General features: G+C 63.8%; 9 protein-coding genes. 1 reads left to right on the top strand and 8 read right to left on the bottom strand.

The features are described 5' to 3' along the window. Positions 1-344 precede the first annotated feature (344 nt). The 7 genes from DF200_RS09435 to DF200_RS09405 all read right to left on the bottom strand — a co-directional run bounded on the left by DF200_RS09435 (position 345) and on the right by DF200_RS09405 (position 11,630). Positions 345-1,163, bottom strand: coding sequence for a TrmH family RNA methyltransferase (locus DF200_RS09435; RefSeq protein WP_109138023.1), 819 nt, complete (start codon positions 1,161-1,163; stop codon positions 345-347). 200 nt (positions 1,164-1,363) lie between these two features. Then, the gene (locus tag DF200_RS09430; RefSeq protein ID WP_109138022.1) at positions 1,364-2,053 is read right to left on the bottom strand and encodes an orotate phosphoribosyltransferase; all 690 of its coding nucleotides are present in this window, start codon (positions 2,051-2,053) and stop codon (positions 1,364-1,366) included. A 201-nt stretch (positions 2,054-2,254) separates the two neighbouring features. After that, positions 2,255-4,492: an Ig-like domain-containing protein gene (locus DF200_RS09425; protein ID WP_146192062.1), complete on the bottom strand. Its 2,238-nt coding sequence runs from the start codon at positions 4,490-4,492 to the stop codon at positions 2,255-2,257. Between the two features lie 379 nt (positions 4,493-4,871). Then, positions 4,872-5,489, bottom strand: a complete 618-nt coding sequence (locus tag DF200_RS09420; protein WP_109138020.1) for a hypothetical protein — start codon at positions 5,487-5,489, stop codon at positions 4,872-4,874. 133 nt (positions 5,490-5,622) lie between these two features. Beyond that, positions 5,623-7,413, bottom strand: a complete 1,791-nt coding sequence (locus tag DF200_RS09415) for a SpaA isopeptide-forming pilin-related protein (protein WP_109138019.1) — start codon at positions 7,411-7,413, stop codon at positions 5,623-5,625. Then, complete coding sequence (locus DF200_RS09410) at positions 7,371-7,721, bottom strand: hypothetical protein (protein ID WP_109138018.1); 351 nt, start codon at positions 7,719-7,721, stop codon at positions 7,371-7,373. The genes DF200_RS09415 and DF200_RS09410 overlap by 43 nt, the downstream gene beginning before the upstream one ends. 165 nt (positions 7,722-7,886) lie before the next feature. Then, positions 7,887-11,630 carry a SpaA isopeptide-forming pilin-related protein gene (locus tag DF200_RS09405; protein ID WP_109138017.1) on the bottom strand — a complete coding sequence of 1,248 codons (3,744 nt, stop codon included), beginning with the start codon at positions 11,628-11,630 and terminating at the stop codon, positions 7,887-7,889. Between the two features lie 46 nt (positions 11,631-11,676). On the opposite strand from DF200_RS09405, the gene DF200_RS09400 reads away from it, so the two are divergent. Continuing rightward, positions 11,677-11,946, top strand: a complete 270-nt coding sequence (locus DF200_RS09400; protein ID WP_109138016.1) for a hypothetical protein — start codon at positions 11,677-11,679, stop codon at positions 11,944-11,946. Between the two features lie 844 nt (positions 11,947-12,790). On the opposite strand, the gene clpB is transcribed toward DF200_RS09400, so the two are convergent. Next, a complete protein-coding gene (gene clpB / locus DF200_RS09395) occupies positions 12,791-15,457 on the bottom strand; it encodes an ATP-dependent chaperone ClpB (protein WP_109138015.1) in 2,667 nt (888 codons plus the stop codon). Positions 15,458-16,040: the final 583 nt, after the last annotated feature.

The raw sequence follows: 16,040 nt of genomic DNA, 5'->3' as shown, positions 1-16,040 counted from the left end.
CAGAATGGATGGAACGACCCGCCCATCCGGCTCCCCTCCCGGAGGGGAGCTGTCGGCGAAGCCGACTGAGGGGAGATACCCCCACCAATCCAAGACCCCTCAACACCCAGCGCCCCCGCATCGGGAGAAACAAGCCATTGGGGACGACTCCCCTCAGACCGCCTACGACGGCCAGCTCCCCTCGATCCCGAGGGGAGCCGAATGGATGGAACAACCCAACCAGCCAGCTCCCCTCGACACCGGAGGCCGAATGGATGAACCGCCCAACCAATCGGCTCCCCTCCCTGAGGGGAGCTGTCGGCGAAGCCGACTGAGGGGAGATGCCCCCACCAATCCAAGACCCCTCAGACGGCCGCGCCACCCACCTTTGCGTGCTGGGCGATCCAAGCGTGCATGGAGACGGCGGCAGCCGCACCCGCGTTAATCGACCGCACCGAACCGAATTGGGAGATGTACACCACGTCGTCGGCGAGTTCGAGCGCCTTCTCGCTCAGTCCCGGCCCCTCGGCGCCGAACAGCAGCAGGCAACGCTCGGGGAACCGATAGGTCTCCATCGGCACCGCGCCGGGGATGATGTCCATGGCGACGATCTTCGCGCCGCGCAGCCCGTCGGCCTCGGCCTGGTGCCGCGCCGTGGCCACGTAGTCGTTGCGGCGTGCGGCCGAGTCGGCTGCGGCTTCGGCCGCGGCGATCTCGGCGGCGATGCGGCGTCGCCAGTCGGCCACAAGGTCGGCGATGGTCGGATGATGCGTGATGTGCTGGTACAGCTCGGTCATCAGCGCACCCTTGCGGTTCCACTTGTGCGGGCCGACGATGTGCACACGCGCGGCGGCGAACGCGTTGGCGGTGCGCACCATCGAGCCGATGTTGAAGTCGTGCGTCCAGTTCTCGATGGCCACTTCGAACGGGTGCCGTCCCTGCCGGTCGAGGTCGGCCTTGATGGCCGAGACCTTCCAATAGCGGTATTTGTCGAGTACGTTGCGGCGGTCGCCGTTGTCGAGCAGTTCGCGGTCGTAGCGGGCGTCGAAGTTGGCGGGGTCGCCGAAGTCGTCGGGGCGTGGCCTGCCGGGATGCGTTTCGGCCCACGGCCCCACGCCCACCTCGCGGAATGCCGGCTCGTCGGAGGCCAGTGCGGCCCGTGTGATCGGATTGGGTTCTCTCATGGGTTTCTTGCTACTCCCTGATTCTCGCTACGCATCATATGGCGACACCTATCTCTCTGTTCCGGAGTGTTGGATGCCGATATGCGAAATATGGCCGTTGGAATTACGGCACGCATACTTTCGATGCCATCGGTGCTCACTCCGGAAGCCGGAGTCAGGCCCGGGCCCAAAACGCAATGGCCCCGGAAATGAAGATTTGATCAGCCACGTAGCTCGGATTCCTTGAACACCTCGATGAACGGCAGCTCATGGATGTCGCCGTTTACGGGGTTGACTACCTTGATGACCGGTTCGGTCATGTCGACGCCGCCGATGAGCGACGCCACGGCGAGGATCTGCGCGCCCTCGTTCTTCACGACGCCGAAGTCGAGGCTCAGCTCGTTGCCGTTGCGCAACGTGACCAAGGATGACGTCTGCACGTAGGATTTCTCGCTCAGCCACGAGTCGAGCAGAATCACCCGCTTGCCGTTGATGCTCGGGCCCTTGATGCTCGGATAGACGAAGTCCATGACAAACGCGTCGAGGTCCTGACCGCGGGAGGCCGCCGCATGCACCATCGCGCAGGCGAGCGGCACGGCGGCGGCAGTCAACGCGCCGACCGCGTCGAAGTCGTCGAGGCCGTAGCCCTGCTCCTCGATGACGTCGAGCAGGGTATGGCCGATGAGTCCCGCGCCCTGATGATCGAAGGCCACGGAGGAAAGCTCGCTGAACGGCTTGCCGTCGACCTCCTTGACCAGCATGCGGCGCAGCAGGTCCCTGGCGTCGAAGAAGTCGTCGGAAAGGGAGTCGTCGGGGGATGGGGCGGTGCCCGCACCGGCGGGAGTGGCCGCGCCGTCGCGCAGGTCGGCAGGACCGGTCTTGCGGAATCCGGATGCGTTGTCTTGGGTCATGACTCCACTCTACCGCCGCCCCGGCCCTGTAGGGCCTCGACTCCCCTCAGTCGGCTCCGCCGCCCGCTCCCCGCCACGCGGGGCGCCGACGGCCAAGCCGCCAATCAGCAAAAGGCTCCCCCACGAATGGTGGGGGAGCTGTCAGGCGCAGCCTGACTGAGGGGGCCTGAGCGGCCCGGAGCGGCCCGGACCGCGCCAGTCCTACCGCAGACGGAGTCGGTTGGCGGCGTTGGTCAGCGTGGCCAGTGCATGGTTCACCTGAGCCTGCGTGGCATTAGCGTCGTCCAGCACGTTCTGGGCCTTGGTCCGAGCGGCGGCATATCCGCGCCAGGAGCCGACCGTGTATTTGCTCCGGTTCGTCGCGTCGGGCGTGGCGTCCACCTTGGCCTTCAGCGCCGTCTTGTCCACCGTCGGCGTCGTGGCCGGGTCGCTCACGGTGATGTCCAGCTTGCCGGAGACCGTCGGAACGGCCTTCGACGTGGCGGTGATCGTCGCCGTGCCGGCCTTCTTGGCGGTCACAAAACCCTTCTGGTCGACGGTCGCCACGTCCTCGTTGGAGGATTGCCATGTCACGGTGGCGTCGGTCGCGTCGGCCGGCTCCACCTTGGCTGTCAGCTGCGAGGTCTTACCGGTCTCGATCGTGGCGTCGCCAGACACCGTCACGGCGGTCACAGGCGCGGCCGCCGGCTTGACGACGAGCGTGTATTCGGCGGTGTCGTCGGGCTTGTTCCGGTTGGCGGCCTTCAGCGTGAACTTGAAGGTTCCGGCTTCGGTCGGGCGTCCCTTGATGTGGATGTACATCCTGTCGTCGGTGCCATTCGGGGTGCCGTTGGCGGCGCGGTCGGTGGGGTCGAGTTCCACACCTGCCGGCAGCTTGCCGTCGGCGAGCGTCACCGTGATGGGATTACCTTGGTTGGACTGGCCGGCCACACGGATGGTCTGGTCGTAGTCGCTGTACTGGGTGGCCTCACCCACGGTGCGTACGGTGAAGTACGGGGCGGGGTTTTCGGCGTCGCGGCTCATGCCGTTGAACATGGCCACGGCCCGGTTCATGTGGGTCTCGTAGTCGGCCGCGTTGAGTCCGTTCCATTCGGTTGCGTAGTTGTTGCCATAGGGCCACATGTGCACGCCGCCGCAGCTGAGCGTCTCGCCGGTGCCGAAGCTCTTGAGTGCGGCGATGCCGTTCGGCCCCTTCCAGACGCCGCCGACGCAGTAGTTGCCGTAGTTGTAGTATCCGGAGCCGAACAGGTGGCCGATCTCATGCAGCGCGGTGCCTTCGACCATGTATACACGGTTTCCGCCCCAGCCGATGCGTCCCGTGGTGCCCGGGCCCCAGCCGGCGTATCCGTGGCCGCCCAGGGCGTAGTCGGGGTTGGTCTGTGCGGTGGGGATGCCGGGGTTGTAGTACGCGGTGAAGTAGTGCGGGTCTGCGGCCTTGTCGGGGTTCTCGTTGCTCCATGTGTTCCAGCGGTCCACGGCGGCGTCGGCGGCGTTCACGATGCGCCAGTAGGCGTCGGCCTGGTCGTTGGTCGGCGTCTTGCTGTATTCGAGGCCGTAGGCGACGTACACCTTGGGCAGGTCGTACTGGTCGGAGACCGCCAGCCATGAGACGCGTCCGAGTCCTCCGACCGTGTATTCCACGGTGGAGTCCTTGTCGAGTGTGAAGTCGAGTTTGGCGGCACCGGCGTTGGCGTTGGCGCCCACGTATGTGGAGTTCGTCGCCAGCTGGGTGCCGTCGACGGAGACGGTCTGCGTGGCGTTACCGGCGTTGCCCCACCAGCCTTTGAACCCGGCGTCAAGCGAGTATTTGCCGGCCTTCAGCGGCAGCCGGTAGACGACGGGACCGTACAGACCGGTGTCGTATTTGTCGTTGGCGTTGGCGCCGCCCTTGACCTTCACCGCATCGGAGGCCGCGTATCCCCACGTGTTCGCGTCGGCGGAGACCTGATCGGTCTTGTCGTTGAGCAGATCGGGGTTCGAGGCTTTGACGGTCTTGAATTCATCGGTTTCCGCGCCGTTGGTGCCGGAGTCGATGAAGTATCGCACGTTGGCCGGCAGCACTTCGACCGGGATGGAGACGACGGTCTTGGCACCGGCGTCGTCGGTCGTGTATCCGCTGGCGGTCACGGTGGAGAACGGCGTCTTGTATTGGTTGCGGCTCCATGCGATGGCGCTCCAGGTCACGTTCTTGCCGCCGATCGTGCAGGGCAGTTCCGGCGACGTGTGATAGGCGGTGGTGATCATAGTGGGTTCGGTGGCGTACGTCTTGCAGATTCCCCGATTGTCCGGGGCCTGTCCGGCAGAGGCGGTCGGCACGTTCATCGTCCCGGCCGCGATGCCCATCGTCGCCAGCGTGAACAGCGAGGCAAGCAGCGCGACGGCGCGTGTGCCCGGCCTGCGGCGGGCGTTCCGTCCTACTGCATCTATGGTGAGGTTCACAATACCCTTCCAATCTTGTGGTGTTCTCTGGGTTTTCGAGCCATGAAGCCTGCGCCGGACCTTCACAAAAGACATTTTCTCGTTTTCGCAGAGTCCGGATGCACAGGCCATTTCACCTGCTCTTATTTATGAATTTATTACCGAATTCGAGGGTGCAAAACGTTCACACCCCCATATTTCCAACCTTTTGTAGGGGTTTGATTTCCTACAGCCGACTACGGGGCCATGACGGTTCGTTCAACACCCGAACGAACCGTCGCGAAACCCTTGCCCCCTATGACGTTTGACAAACGAAAACCTTTTCTCCGACAACGCCTTCCGATACCCTTGCATGCACATTTTCTTTACACCTGTTACCGTTTTGTTATATTTGACGGTGTTATTTGACGGCAAGGGAGTCGAGCCGGGCTTCCAGGGAGTCGATATGGCTGCGCAGACATTCGATCTTCCGTTCCAGGACGGCGATGCGTCGCAGCTGCGCGGATTGGACGTCCGCCGCGGGATCGGACCGGTCGTCGTTCGACGTCACGCCGAACGTTTCCCCCGTCGCCATGACCCCTTCCTTGTCCGCGGCGCGGACGGCATCGTTCGACCGCGTCATGGAAATCGGCAGGACGTCCGGTATGGGGATGACGTGGACATGGCCCCTCTCGTCCGTGCAGGCGACGGTCGGGCGGACGGACGCGCCCGACGGCCGCGGACGGCCGGGGCACCTCCCCCGGTCGTGTTCCGCCCTCGACCGTTCGGACTCCTTGACCATGTTGCGATGCCACCGGCTGATGGCGCGTTCGATGCGTTTGTAGCCGATGAGCCTGGAGTCGAGGCCCGCGTTGCGGAAGATCCGAGACGGAGACTCCCCCATGGCGTAGCGTCGCATGCAGTCTCGTTTGAACGCCTCGGTATATCGGATGCGGTTGTGGGAGACCCGTTCGACCGCGGGCAGCGACTCAAGGTATTCGATCTCCGATGGCGTGAACTCCTGTGTTCCGTCCGTCATTGCGTCGGTTCGCCTTCCTTTGGGGAGATGGATCGTGTGTGGTTGTTCGAAATGGGTGCGGGTTCGGCAATGGCCCACGACCGATGCGATCGTGGGCCATTGCCTTCATGCGCGTGATGGGATTCGGTTCCGTTTACGCGTGGAGCGCGCGGCTTGCGCGGCGGGACTTGAGGTAGATGGTGCCCGCGGCACCCGCCAGCAGCAGTCCGACCACCGTGAAGAACATGATGCCCGCGGCACCGGTCTTCGGCAGTTCGGTGATGTTGCGCACGTTCTTCACCTCATAATCGGTGATTTCGGTGCCGTTCTGCGTGTTGTCATCGCTGTTGGGGGCGAGACCCCACTTGTCGATGCCGTCGAAGTACACGGCCTTGCCGTTCTTGATGGTGACCTTGAACTTCACGTAGTAGGCATCGCCGAGGTAGCCGTTCGGGGCCTTGGTCTCGGTGACGGTGTACACGCCGTCGGCCAGACCGGTGAACGTCACGATGCCGTTCTTGGCGTCAACCACGCGGGAGTCGGATTCGTTGACGCCTGCGCCGGTCCACGGATCGTCCACGTGATTGAGCTCCTCGTCGGACACGGACTTGTCGCCGTCCTTGTCGTACTTGTTCACCAGATCGGCGTTCGTACGGTCGGGCTCGGCAGGGGTCACGGCCTTGTTGTCGGTGGTGTCGGCGTCCGCCTCGATGGTGAAGGTGGCGCCGTTGATGCTGGCGTCGGCGTTGCCCTGTGCGTCGGTCTTGGTGAAGGAGAAGCCGCCGAGCGTGAGCTTGGTGCCATGCTGGGCGACGGCGTTGTTGTCGTTCACCTCGACGGTGTTGGGAACGTCGCCTTGCACGCCGGTGATCTTGGCGGCGTAGGTGACGACCACGGTCTTGCCCCACAGCGGGGTCGTGTTGTAGTCCTTGGACTGGATGAGCTTGCTGAAGTTCAGCTTGAAGTTGGCGGCCTTGTTCTCCGCCCCGACGATCTCCTTGCCGTTGTTGGCGGCGGAGGTGGTGAGATCGAAGTCGGTGCCTTCGGCGAGGGTCTTCAGCGGCTGCACGCCGTCCGTGTTCGGGTCGTTGTCCTTCAGGGAGCCGTCGGCGTTGGTGTCGTACACCTTCACGTCGTAGGCGCCGGCGTCGGCGGCGCCGCCTTCCGCGTTGGCCCCATCAAAACCATCGAGGTTCACGGTCTGGCCCTTGCCCGGGTAATCGGTAAGGTCGAAGACGTAGGTCTTAGCATCATAGCCGGTGGTGAGCGGCAGCGTGGTCTTCAGCGTGTAGCGCACGGTCTCGCCGGTGGAGACGGTCTTGTCGGTGTCGTCCACGGTCTTGGTAACCGGGGTCACGTGGTTCTTGAAGGCCACCGTGGTGTCGGCGAGCGGGTACAGGTAGTTGACGCCACCGTCGGCGGTCAGGTCGCCGGATGCGAGCACGATCGGGGCGGAGTTGACGACGACCTTGCCTGACGTGGCGGCGTCGTTCTCGGTGCCGTCCTGGATGTGGTTCGGCGTGGGGTTCACGGCGTCGGCCTTGGTCACGTCGAGGAACAGGTAGATGCCGGCCGGCAGGGACGCGCTGGCAGACTTGCCGTCCTGGGCGATGGTCAGATTCTGGGCCGCAACGCTCAGCGTCGTCGGTGTTCCCAGATTCGCGCGGTTCGCGTCGGTGTTCAGCGCGTCGGCGAACTTGCGGGTGGTGCTGTCTGTGGCGGGGTTGGAGCCGTCGGTCTTGGTCCACGGCTTGGTGGCGGACTGGTCGAGGTAACCGTACTGCAGAGCCCAGGCCAGCAGATCGGTTGTATCGGTCGGAACGGCAATCTTGCCGTTCGCGTCCTTGTGGTGATCGTTGGCGTTGGCCGCGACGCCGTCCAGCGCGGTGGTTAGACCGGCCCTCACGCCGTCCTTGGCGGCGTCGACGGTCTGCACGCCGAACACGGCGCCCTTTGGGTCGTCGGGGGGGTGCCTGCGCCAGCGTCGACGTACTGGTAGTAGTCGGCCAGCTTGTACGCCTCGATGACGCGATTATTGTTCTTGCCCCACTGGCTGGCGTCGTCGGCGGTGAACGTGAACGTGGCGTTCGCGGTCACCTTGCCCTGATCGTCAACCTGCCCCTGGGCCTGGGCCAGCGACGCGAACGGCAGGGTACGCCCCGCATCGGCCGCATTCGCGGTGGCTCCTAGAGCGAGGCCGCTGAGCAGCGTTGCGGCTGCGGCGAGTCCGGCGAACAGTTTTCTCATCCTCATGAGAACCCTTCTTTCTTGTTCCTACTGTGTGTTGGGTTCGCGGAAGCCGGAGCCCGTCCGTCGTCGACGTCCGGCGTTCCGCGATCCGCAAGCGTGTTCGGTTACGTGTGTTCAGTTATGTTGGGTAAGTCGTGGTTTGCGATGAACGATTCGTTATGCGGACCGCTACATCATCGCGGCCCTGCGCCTGCGATACTCGTTGACGCCGAATCCCAGCGCCGCGGCCACCACCGCGATTCCGCCGCCCAGCATCAGCCAGTCCAGCGCGGACCCGCCGGTGAACGGCAGCATGGCGACAGGCGTCGGATAGTTCTTGATGGCCGCCGGCCCCGCATTCGCGCCGGTCGCCGTTCCCGGGACCACGTTGTTGCCGTTGACCTGGATCATCTTCTGCACGCCGTCTTTGTAGTCGGTATCCGTGATGGTGAACGTATATGCGTTGTCCTTGTTGTCGGGCAGCTTGTAGCCGAACGGCGCCTTGGTCTCGCGCAGCACGTAGGTGCCCAGACCGAGTTCGGCGATGGTAATCTGCCCGCCCGCGACGTCGCGGTCCGTGTAGACACCGCCCTTGCCATCGGCGCCGGGTTCGGTGTTCGACGTGTCCAGGCGGTCCTTGGTGCCGCACTTGCTATCGACGACCTTGTACGGGGCATTCGTCACCGGGTTTCCCGAGGCATCTTTGGTCTGCTGCACCGTCCATTCGGATCCGACGAGCGATTGCGCCGTGGCCGGGTCGGCGACGTCCGCCCCGGAGATCTTGCGCCACGACACCGAGCGGGGCGTGTTCTCCACACGGTTGTCGATGGGCTTGTTGTTGGCATCGTGCAGTTCGGTCTCCTGACCGTTCGCCGCGGCGTTCACGGTGAATGTGTAGAAGACCCTGGTGCTGTCGGGCAGCCAGTAGCCGTCGGGGGCCTTGGTCTCGATGAGCTTATAGGTGCCGACGTCGAGTTTGATCGACAGGTCGCCGATGCCGGCGTCGGTGTCCTGCCCCTTCAGCGCTGTATTGTCGCTCGGACAGTCCTTCGTACAGTCGGTGATGGCGTACGTCGTGCCGTTCGTCACCTCTTTGCCGCTGGCGTCCTTGGTGAGCGTGACCTTCCATTCCGACCCGCCGAGTGGCTTCTCCTGGTTGGTGCTGTCGCCGTTGGCCCATACGGAGAACTTGCCCCATGCGGCACGTCCCGTGGCCGGAACGTTGCCGATGGCGTACGGGTCGGCTTTGAGGCCGCCGATCATGTCGCCGTTGCCGTCGCTGCTGTCGGCGACGAGTTTGCCGTTCGCATCGAGATGGCCAATGAGCGTGATCTTCGGGTCGTCGGGCACCACGTTGGGTTTCGGCAGTTCGATGGTGAACTCGTAGACGTTGGTCGTGCCCTTGTATCCGTGGGGCGCGGAGACCTCGGTGAGTCGGTAAGTGCCGGGCGCGAGATTGTCGAGGTTGATGCGACCGGAGGTCGGATTCGTGTCGAGCGGCCCGTTGTCCGCCGCATACGGCAGCACCCAGGTCTTGCCGTCGGCGTCCAGCGTCCAGCAGGGTGAGGTGGTGCTTTCCTCACGCTCTTCGTCGGAGGCGCGGCATGCGGCCGGTCTCATGGATTCCATGAGCGGCCCGCCGTCCGTGGTGGTGAGCTTCCATGCCGAGTTCTTCAGCAGATAATTATTCGCGTCCTGATTATCCTTCTTGGCCTCGGCCTCGCCCTTGGCCTTGCTGACCTTCGACCATGAGACGCCGTACGGCGTGGAGAACATCACGACGCCGTTGCTGCCGAACGCGCCACCGGAGAGGCGGGCCTGATTGTTCTTCAGCGTCATCGACGCACTGTTCTCGGTCTTGGCGGTGTCGGCATCGGCAGTCCGTATGGCCTTGAAGCCGACGCCGGTGTACAGGGTCAACGTAGGGTTGCCCGTCTTGGCGTCAAGACCGTCGGCTTTCTCAGCGTTATTGCCTTTGCTGCTGTCGAGGAACAATTCCAGCGGCTTTGCACTACCGTCCGCAGAGAGCATCTCGCCTTCAGCTTTTGAGTAACGCTGAGGGAACGAAGCATCCCTCTTATTCGTCTTCAGTGCTTCGGCGCCTCGCTTCAGTGCACCCGAAAACGTGGATCCGGCCTTCACCTGATATTCATCCGCGAAGCCGTTGCTTTGGGTCTGCGGCGTTCCATCCCAATACCAGTCCACGGCTTTGGCGGCACGATCGCTGAACCACTGTCTCATCACCGTAAACTGGGTCTGCTTTGACATGGCCTTGCCGGAAGGGTTCATCATGGCGAAATCGTCGCCGGCCGTGGTACCGAACCCCGCCTTGGATTCCAGATTGGCACTGTTGGCATCGATGGTTTCATCGATTGCATTGCCGTAGATTGCGGCGTTACCTCCCTCGGACGCCTTGGCATTGCCGGAGGGGCATAGCCACAGACCACCACCGAAGTGGCCTGCGGAGTTATCCGTCATCAGCGCCTTGCCCACATAAGCGGTGGTGTGCTCCTCGGTATAGATGGAACCGCCGAGATATCCGGAGACGTTCTTCTCATAGTTGCCGCCCATGATGTAGGCGAGCGACGAGCCTGAGTCCTTCTCCTGCAGGAAGATGGCTCCTCCTGCACCGCCGTTGGGAACGGTCTTGCCGTCGGGCATATACGGGGAGTCGGCGCCGACGGTGGACCAGTTGCCGGTGAACTGCGGCTTGACGCTGTCGTCACTGTTGAGCACCCACAGCGTACCCCATGCGTAGATGGCGCCGCCGCCGACCATCCAGCCGGTCGCATTGCTTCGATTGCCGTCGAAGGTTACGCCGCCGACGATTTTCAGCGTGCCTCCGTCCGTATGAATGGCACCGCCACCGCCACCGGTACCGGTATTGGCATTGCATCCGGACTTGCCGTCCGCACTGTCGGTGCCGATGCCATCATCACCCAGACCGCAGTTGGGCAACATATGACGGTTGTTCACGAACTTCACCGCTCCTTCAGCGGCACCAGTGATCTCGGTCTCCGCAGAGCCAGTCCCCTCATTGCCGGATTGGAAAATCGCTCCGCCGCCATTGCCCTTGGCCACATTGTTCTCAAACGTACCGCCGGCGATCTTCAACGTGCCATTGTGGTTGATGACGCCGCCATCCGTGCCCGATACATTGCCGACGAATCTGGCGTCACCCTTGATCGTGATGGTCCCGCTGGCACTGCGCTGGAAGATCACACCGCCAGCGAAGTTGGTGGCGTTGTTCTCGAACGTACCGCCGTTGATGACGATGGAGGATGCTCCATTATCGCTGGAAATGACAGAACCTCGAATGCCGACGTTGTTTCTGAAGTCGCCGCCGTTGATGACGATGCTGCCGCCAGCGGTCTGATTGAACAGCCCGGTATAGAACGGGGACTGGTCGGTGTCTCCGTTCCTGGAACGATTGTTCTGGAACAGGCCACTCTCCACGGTGATTGTGCCGCCCGCGCTCACGGCGATCACTGCCGTGGCATCGTTGCTATTGATTTTCTGTGCCGCGTCGAACACTGTGATGTACTCGTATGTGCCGCCGTTGAGGTTGAGTCCGGCACCGTTCTCCACGGTCGCGAGACGACGGGTGGCCTTCGCGGTTTCGGTACCGCCGTAGGTGAATGAATCGTCGTCGTTCCTTGTACCGAACGTCAGCGTGGAACCATTCTTCACATCGAACAGCGATCCGGATTTATCGCCTGTGGCGGTGGTGAGCGACTTGCCGGCGGCCGGGGAGACCTTGGACGTGATAACGATGGTCTTGCCGTTGTCGATAGTGATGGTTTTACCGACGTCAGCCGTGACTGACGAGGTGATGACGACTGCGGTCGCGGCGTTGTCAGCGGCGTTGTCGATACACGCCGTCAGGTCGGCCCACGAGGTCACCGTGGCGCAGCCGCCGGCCGCCGCAGGCACTGCCGCGGCGCGACTTCTGGTGCCTGGCGTAGGGGTGGACGTCGGTGTGTCGGATGTCTCACTCTTCGGAGTCGTGGCGTCACCGGCGCTGGGCGACGGCTCGGCGGTCTTCGTGCCGGCGCCGTTCGGCGTCGTCGACGATGATGATGAAGACGATGACGGTGACGACGACGAAGACGGTGACGACGATGGTTCGGACGATGCGGACGTCGTCGGGCTGGGGGATGCGGCGTTCCCGGCGGCACCCGCCGCGGGGACGCCGATGCCGAGCATGGAGATGGCCGCGATCACGGCCGCCATCGACCTCAGTCCATGACGACGCGATGCCCCAAAGAGCTTGCTGATGACCCGTGGCACGCACGGCGAATATCCGTTCCGCCGGCCGGACCCGTTGTTCATGTTCTTCACTATCAATCCCGCAATCCCGTCTTCATTTCACGCTTCGGAGCGACGATGCTCGCTCTTCGGCCAGCTTCAGCAATGATATGGCCGCAAACACGACGACACCATCTAAACTACCCCCTTTTCATGACGTCGCGTTAGGGATAACACACAAACCAGGTCAGATGTCCGACAAGTCGATTAATTCACCCTCTTAACAAATACGTCCACCCCCCCCCCGATTTCTGAGCGTTCATAGGGAATTTCCTCCTACGTCGTCACCAATCACCCCGTCGACTTCGACGATTCCTGACATGTCGAGATTGTTATCATTTTGTTATAAAAATTTTCGCGCGTTTTTACGTAGTTTCGCATCGTCGCCGAACGATGGAGGACGTCATGCGTCACGTCGACTTCGAGGGTACGGACGTGCGCCCACGGTACGCCCCCAACTTCCGCACCGCACAAATCGCAAACCGGCAATCCTCGATTTGCCGTCATCGCATCAAATCCGAAGGATGCAAATCGGGGGTTCAGACAGGCGGTCGCAACAGCAAGGCGGATTCGTGAATCCGAACACCCGGACCCGCCAATCCGCCGCCGCTTCTCGGCTCACACCAACTCCCCTCAGTCGGCTCTGCCGACAGCTCCCCTCAGCCTTGAGGGGAGCCGATTGGATGGAGGGAGACTCAGCAATCGGCTCCCCTCGGGACCGAGGGGAGCTGGCCGCCGCAGGCGGACTGAGGGGAGCCGAATCGGCGAGCGGTTCGCCGGGTGCGTCAGTCGGCCTTGACGTCGGTCACGGTGACGTCCGGATCGTCGGCGGGATGGCCGGCGAGCGGGTCCTCGGGCATGTCGTTGAGCTCCAGATGCTCGCCGCCTGTCTGGTCGACGAGCACGGTGTCGCCGTCGTGAACGCGGCCGGACAACAGCATACGGGCCAGCTGGTCGCCGACCTCGGTCTGGACCAGACGACGCAGCGGACGGGCACCATACGCCGGGTCGTAGCCGGTATCCGCCAGCCATTCGCGCGCCGCGTCGGTCACGTCGAGCGTGATCCGGCGGTCGCTCAGACGGGCGGCGACCTGCTTGACCTGGATGTTCACGATGCCGCCCAACTCCTCGCGTGTGAGCGGGTGGAACATCACGATCTCGTCGAGACGGTTGAGGAACTCCGGCTTGAAGTTCATATGCACGGCGTCCATCACGGCCTTCTTCTTGGCGTCGGCGTCCATGTCCTCGTTCACGAGGAACTGGGAACCGAGGTTGGAGGTCATGATGAGGATCGTGTTCTTGAAGTCCACGGTCCGGCCCTGGCCATCGGTCAGACGACCGTCGTCAAGCACCTGCAGCAGCACGTCGAAGACCTCGGGGTTGGCCTTCTCGACCTCGTCGAACAGCACGACGGAGTACGGACGACGACGCACGGCCTCGGTGAGCTGACCGCCCTCCTCGTAGCCGACATAACCCGGCGCCGCGCCGATCAGACGCGAGACGCTGGCCTTCTCCATGTACTCGGACATGTCGATGCGCACCATGGCCTTCTCGTCGTCGAACAGGAAGTCGGCGAGCGCCTTGGCCAGCTCGGTCTTGCCCACGCCGGTGGGGCCGAGGAACAGGAACGAGCCGGTGGGGCGGTTCGGGTCGCTGATGCCGGCGCGCGAACGACGCACGGCGTCGGCCACGGCCGTGATGGCCTCCTTCTGGCCGATCACGCGCTTGCCGAGGTAGTCCTCCATGTGGAGGAGCTTCTCGTTCTCGCCCTGCATGAGGCGGCCGACGGGGATGCCGGTCCAGTCGGAGACGATTTCGGCGACGGAGTCGGCGTCCACATGGTCGGGGACCATGGGCTCGGGCTTCTTGCCGACGTCGGCGTTCGACTCGGCGTCGGCGCTTTCCGCGGCGGCGAGCTCCTTCTGGATGGCGGGAATCTCGCCGTACAGGATCTTCGACGCCTTGGCGAGGTCGCCTTCGCGGGTGGCCTTGTCGGCTTCGACGCGCAGGTCGTCGAGCTTGGCACGCAGGTCGCCGACCTTGTTGTGACCGGCCTTCTCGGCGTCCCAACGGGCCTTGAGTCCGCTGAGCTTCTCACGCGAGTCGGCGAGTTCGGTCTGGATCTTCTCCAGGCGCTCCTTGCTGGCGGGGTCCTCGGCCTTCTTCAGCTGCATCTCCTCCATTTCGAGACGCGTGACCCTGCGCTGCAGTTCGTCGATCTCCTCGGGCTGGGAGTCGAGTTCCATGCGCAGGTGCGCGGCCGCCTCGTCGACCAGATCGATGGCCTTGTCGGGCAGCTGACGGCCGGAGATGTACCGGTTGGACAGGGTGGCGGCGGCCACGAGCGCGTCGTCGCCGATGGTCACCTTGTGGTGGGCCTCGTAACGCTGCTTGAGGCCGCGCAGGATGGCGACGGTGTCTTCCACGGACGGCTCGCCCACGAACACCTGCTGGAAGCGGCGTTCAAGGGCCGGGTCCTTCTCGATGTTCTCGCGGTATTCGTCGAGCGTGGTCGCGCCGATCAGGCGGAGTTCGCCGCGGGCCAGCATGGGCTTGAGCATGTTGCCGGCGTCCATGGAGCCTTCGGCGGCGCCCGCTCCCACGATGGTGTGGATCTCATCGATGAACGTGATGATCTGGCCGTCGGCGTTCTTGATCTCGTCGAGCACGCTCTTCAGACGCTCCTCGAATTCGCCACGGTACTTGGAGCCGGCCACCATGGAACCCATGTCGAGGCTGATGAGCTTCTTGTTCTGCAGGGTGGTGGGCACGTCGCCGGCGACGATGCGCTGCGCGAGGCCTTCGACGACGGCGGTCTTGCCGACGCCGGGCTCGCCGATCAGCACCGGGTTGTTCTTGGTGCGGCGGCTGAGAATCTGAATCACGCGGCGGATCTCCTGATCGCGGCCGATGACCGGGTCGAGCTTGCCTTCCTTCGCGCGGGCGGTCAGGTCGGTGGAGTACTTCTCCAACGCCTTGTAGCTGCCTTCGGCGTCGGGGCTGTCGACCTTGCGGCCGCCGCGGATGCCGGGCACCGCCTTGCGCAGCGCCTCCGGCGTCACGCCGGCCTGCCTGAGGATGTCGGCGGATTCGTTCGGTCCGACGGCGATGCCGATGAGCAGATGTTCGGTGGAGACGTATTCGTCGCCCATCTGCTTCATCTCCTTCTCGGCCTCGGCGAGCGCGGCGGTGAGCTGGCGGCTGGCCTGCGGCTGCGATGTGCTAGATCCGCTGGCGCTCGGCAGGGCGACCAGCGCGTTGCGCACGGCGGCGCCGACCTGCTTGGGGTCGCCGCCCGCCGCCTGGATCAGGCCCGGCGTCACGCCGTTCTCCTGGCGCAGCAGCGCGTCGACCACATGCAGGGTCTCGACTTGCGCGTTGCCGGCCGCCGAAGCGCTTTGGATGGCGTCCCCCAGAGCCTCCTGGGTCATCCTTGTGAAGTTCTGTTCCATGATGTCCTCCAATGTCGTAAACGATGTATCTGTTACAAACAACCAAGCCATCAAGGTTTTTATTCCAAAAACTTGAGCGAATATGACTCAAGTTTTCACATAGGAAGCCGATCGGATGGGGCCTGAGCAACCGGATGGGGCCTGAGCAACCGGACGGGGCCTGCGCAACCGGCTCCCCATCCCCGCGGGGAGCCAACCGGACAGGGGCCTGAGCAACCGGCTCCCCTCCCGGCCTTTCGAGGGAACCCAATAGGACCGACTTCAGCAACCGGCTCCCCTCCCGACGGAGGGGAGCTGTCGAACGAAGTGAGACTGAGGGGAGCACCCAAGAACAACACCGCCAAACACAACGCGGCTCCACACACCAGACAAACCCCCTCAGTCCGCCTCACGGCGGCCAGCTCCCCCGCCCCGCGGGGGAGCCGATCGGATGGAGGCCTCAGCAACCGGCTCCCCATCCCCGCGGGGAGCCAACCGGACAGGGGACTCAGCAACCGGCTCCCCTCCCAACGGAGGGGAGCTGTCGAACGAAGTGAGACTGAGGGGAGCACCCCAGAGTGAACTGCGCCCGCCCCCCCCTGGC

The sequence above is a fragment of the Bifidobacterium catulorum genome (assembly GCF_003129925.1).
Classification (GTDB): Bacteria; Actinomycetota; Actinomycetes; order Actinomycetales; family Bifidobacteriaceae; genus Galliscardovia; species Galliscardovia catulorum.
The sequence above is the reverse complement of the archived record's forward strand: the minus strand, read 5'-3'. Positions and strand labels throughout refer to the sequence as shown.

Bases quoted from the DNA above. Each gene is read 5' to 3' on its own strand.
- DF200_RS09435 (WP_109138023.1), bottom strand. From the start codon at position 1,163: ATGAGAGAACCCAATCCGATCACACGGGCCGCACTGGCCTCCGACGAG.
- DF200_RS09430 (WP_109138022.1), bottom strand. From the start codon at position 2,053: ATGACCCAAGACAACGCATCCGGATTCCGCAAGACCGGTCCTGCCGAC.
- DF200_RS09420 (WP_109138020.1), bottom strand. From the start codon at position 5,489: ATGACGGACGGAACACAGGAGTTCACGCCATCGGAGATCGAATACCTT.
- DF200_RS09410 (WP_109138018.1), bottom strand. From the start codon at position 7,721: ATGAGGATGAGAAAACTGTTCGCCGGACTCGCCGCAGCCGCAACGCTG.
- clpB (WP_109138015.1), bottom strand. From the start codon at position 15,457: ATGGAACAGAACTTCACAAGGATGACCCAGGAGGCTCTGGGGGACGCC.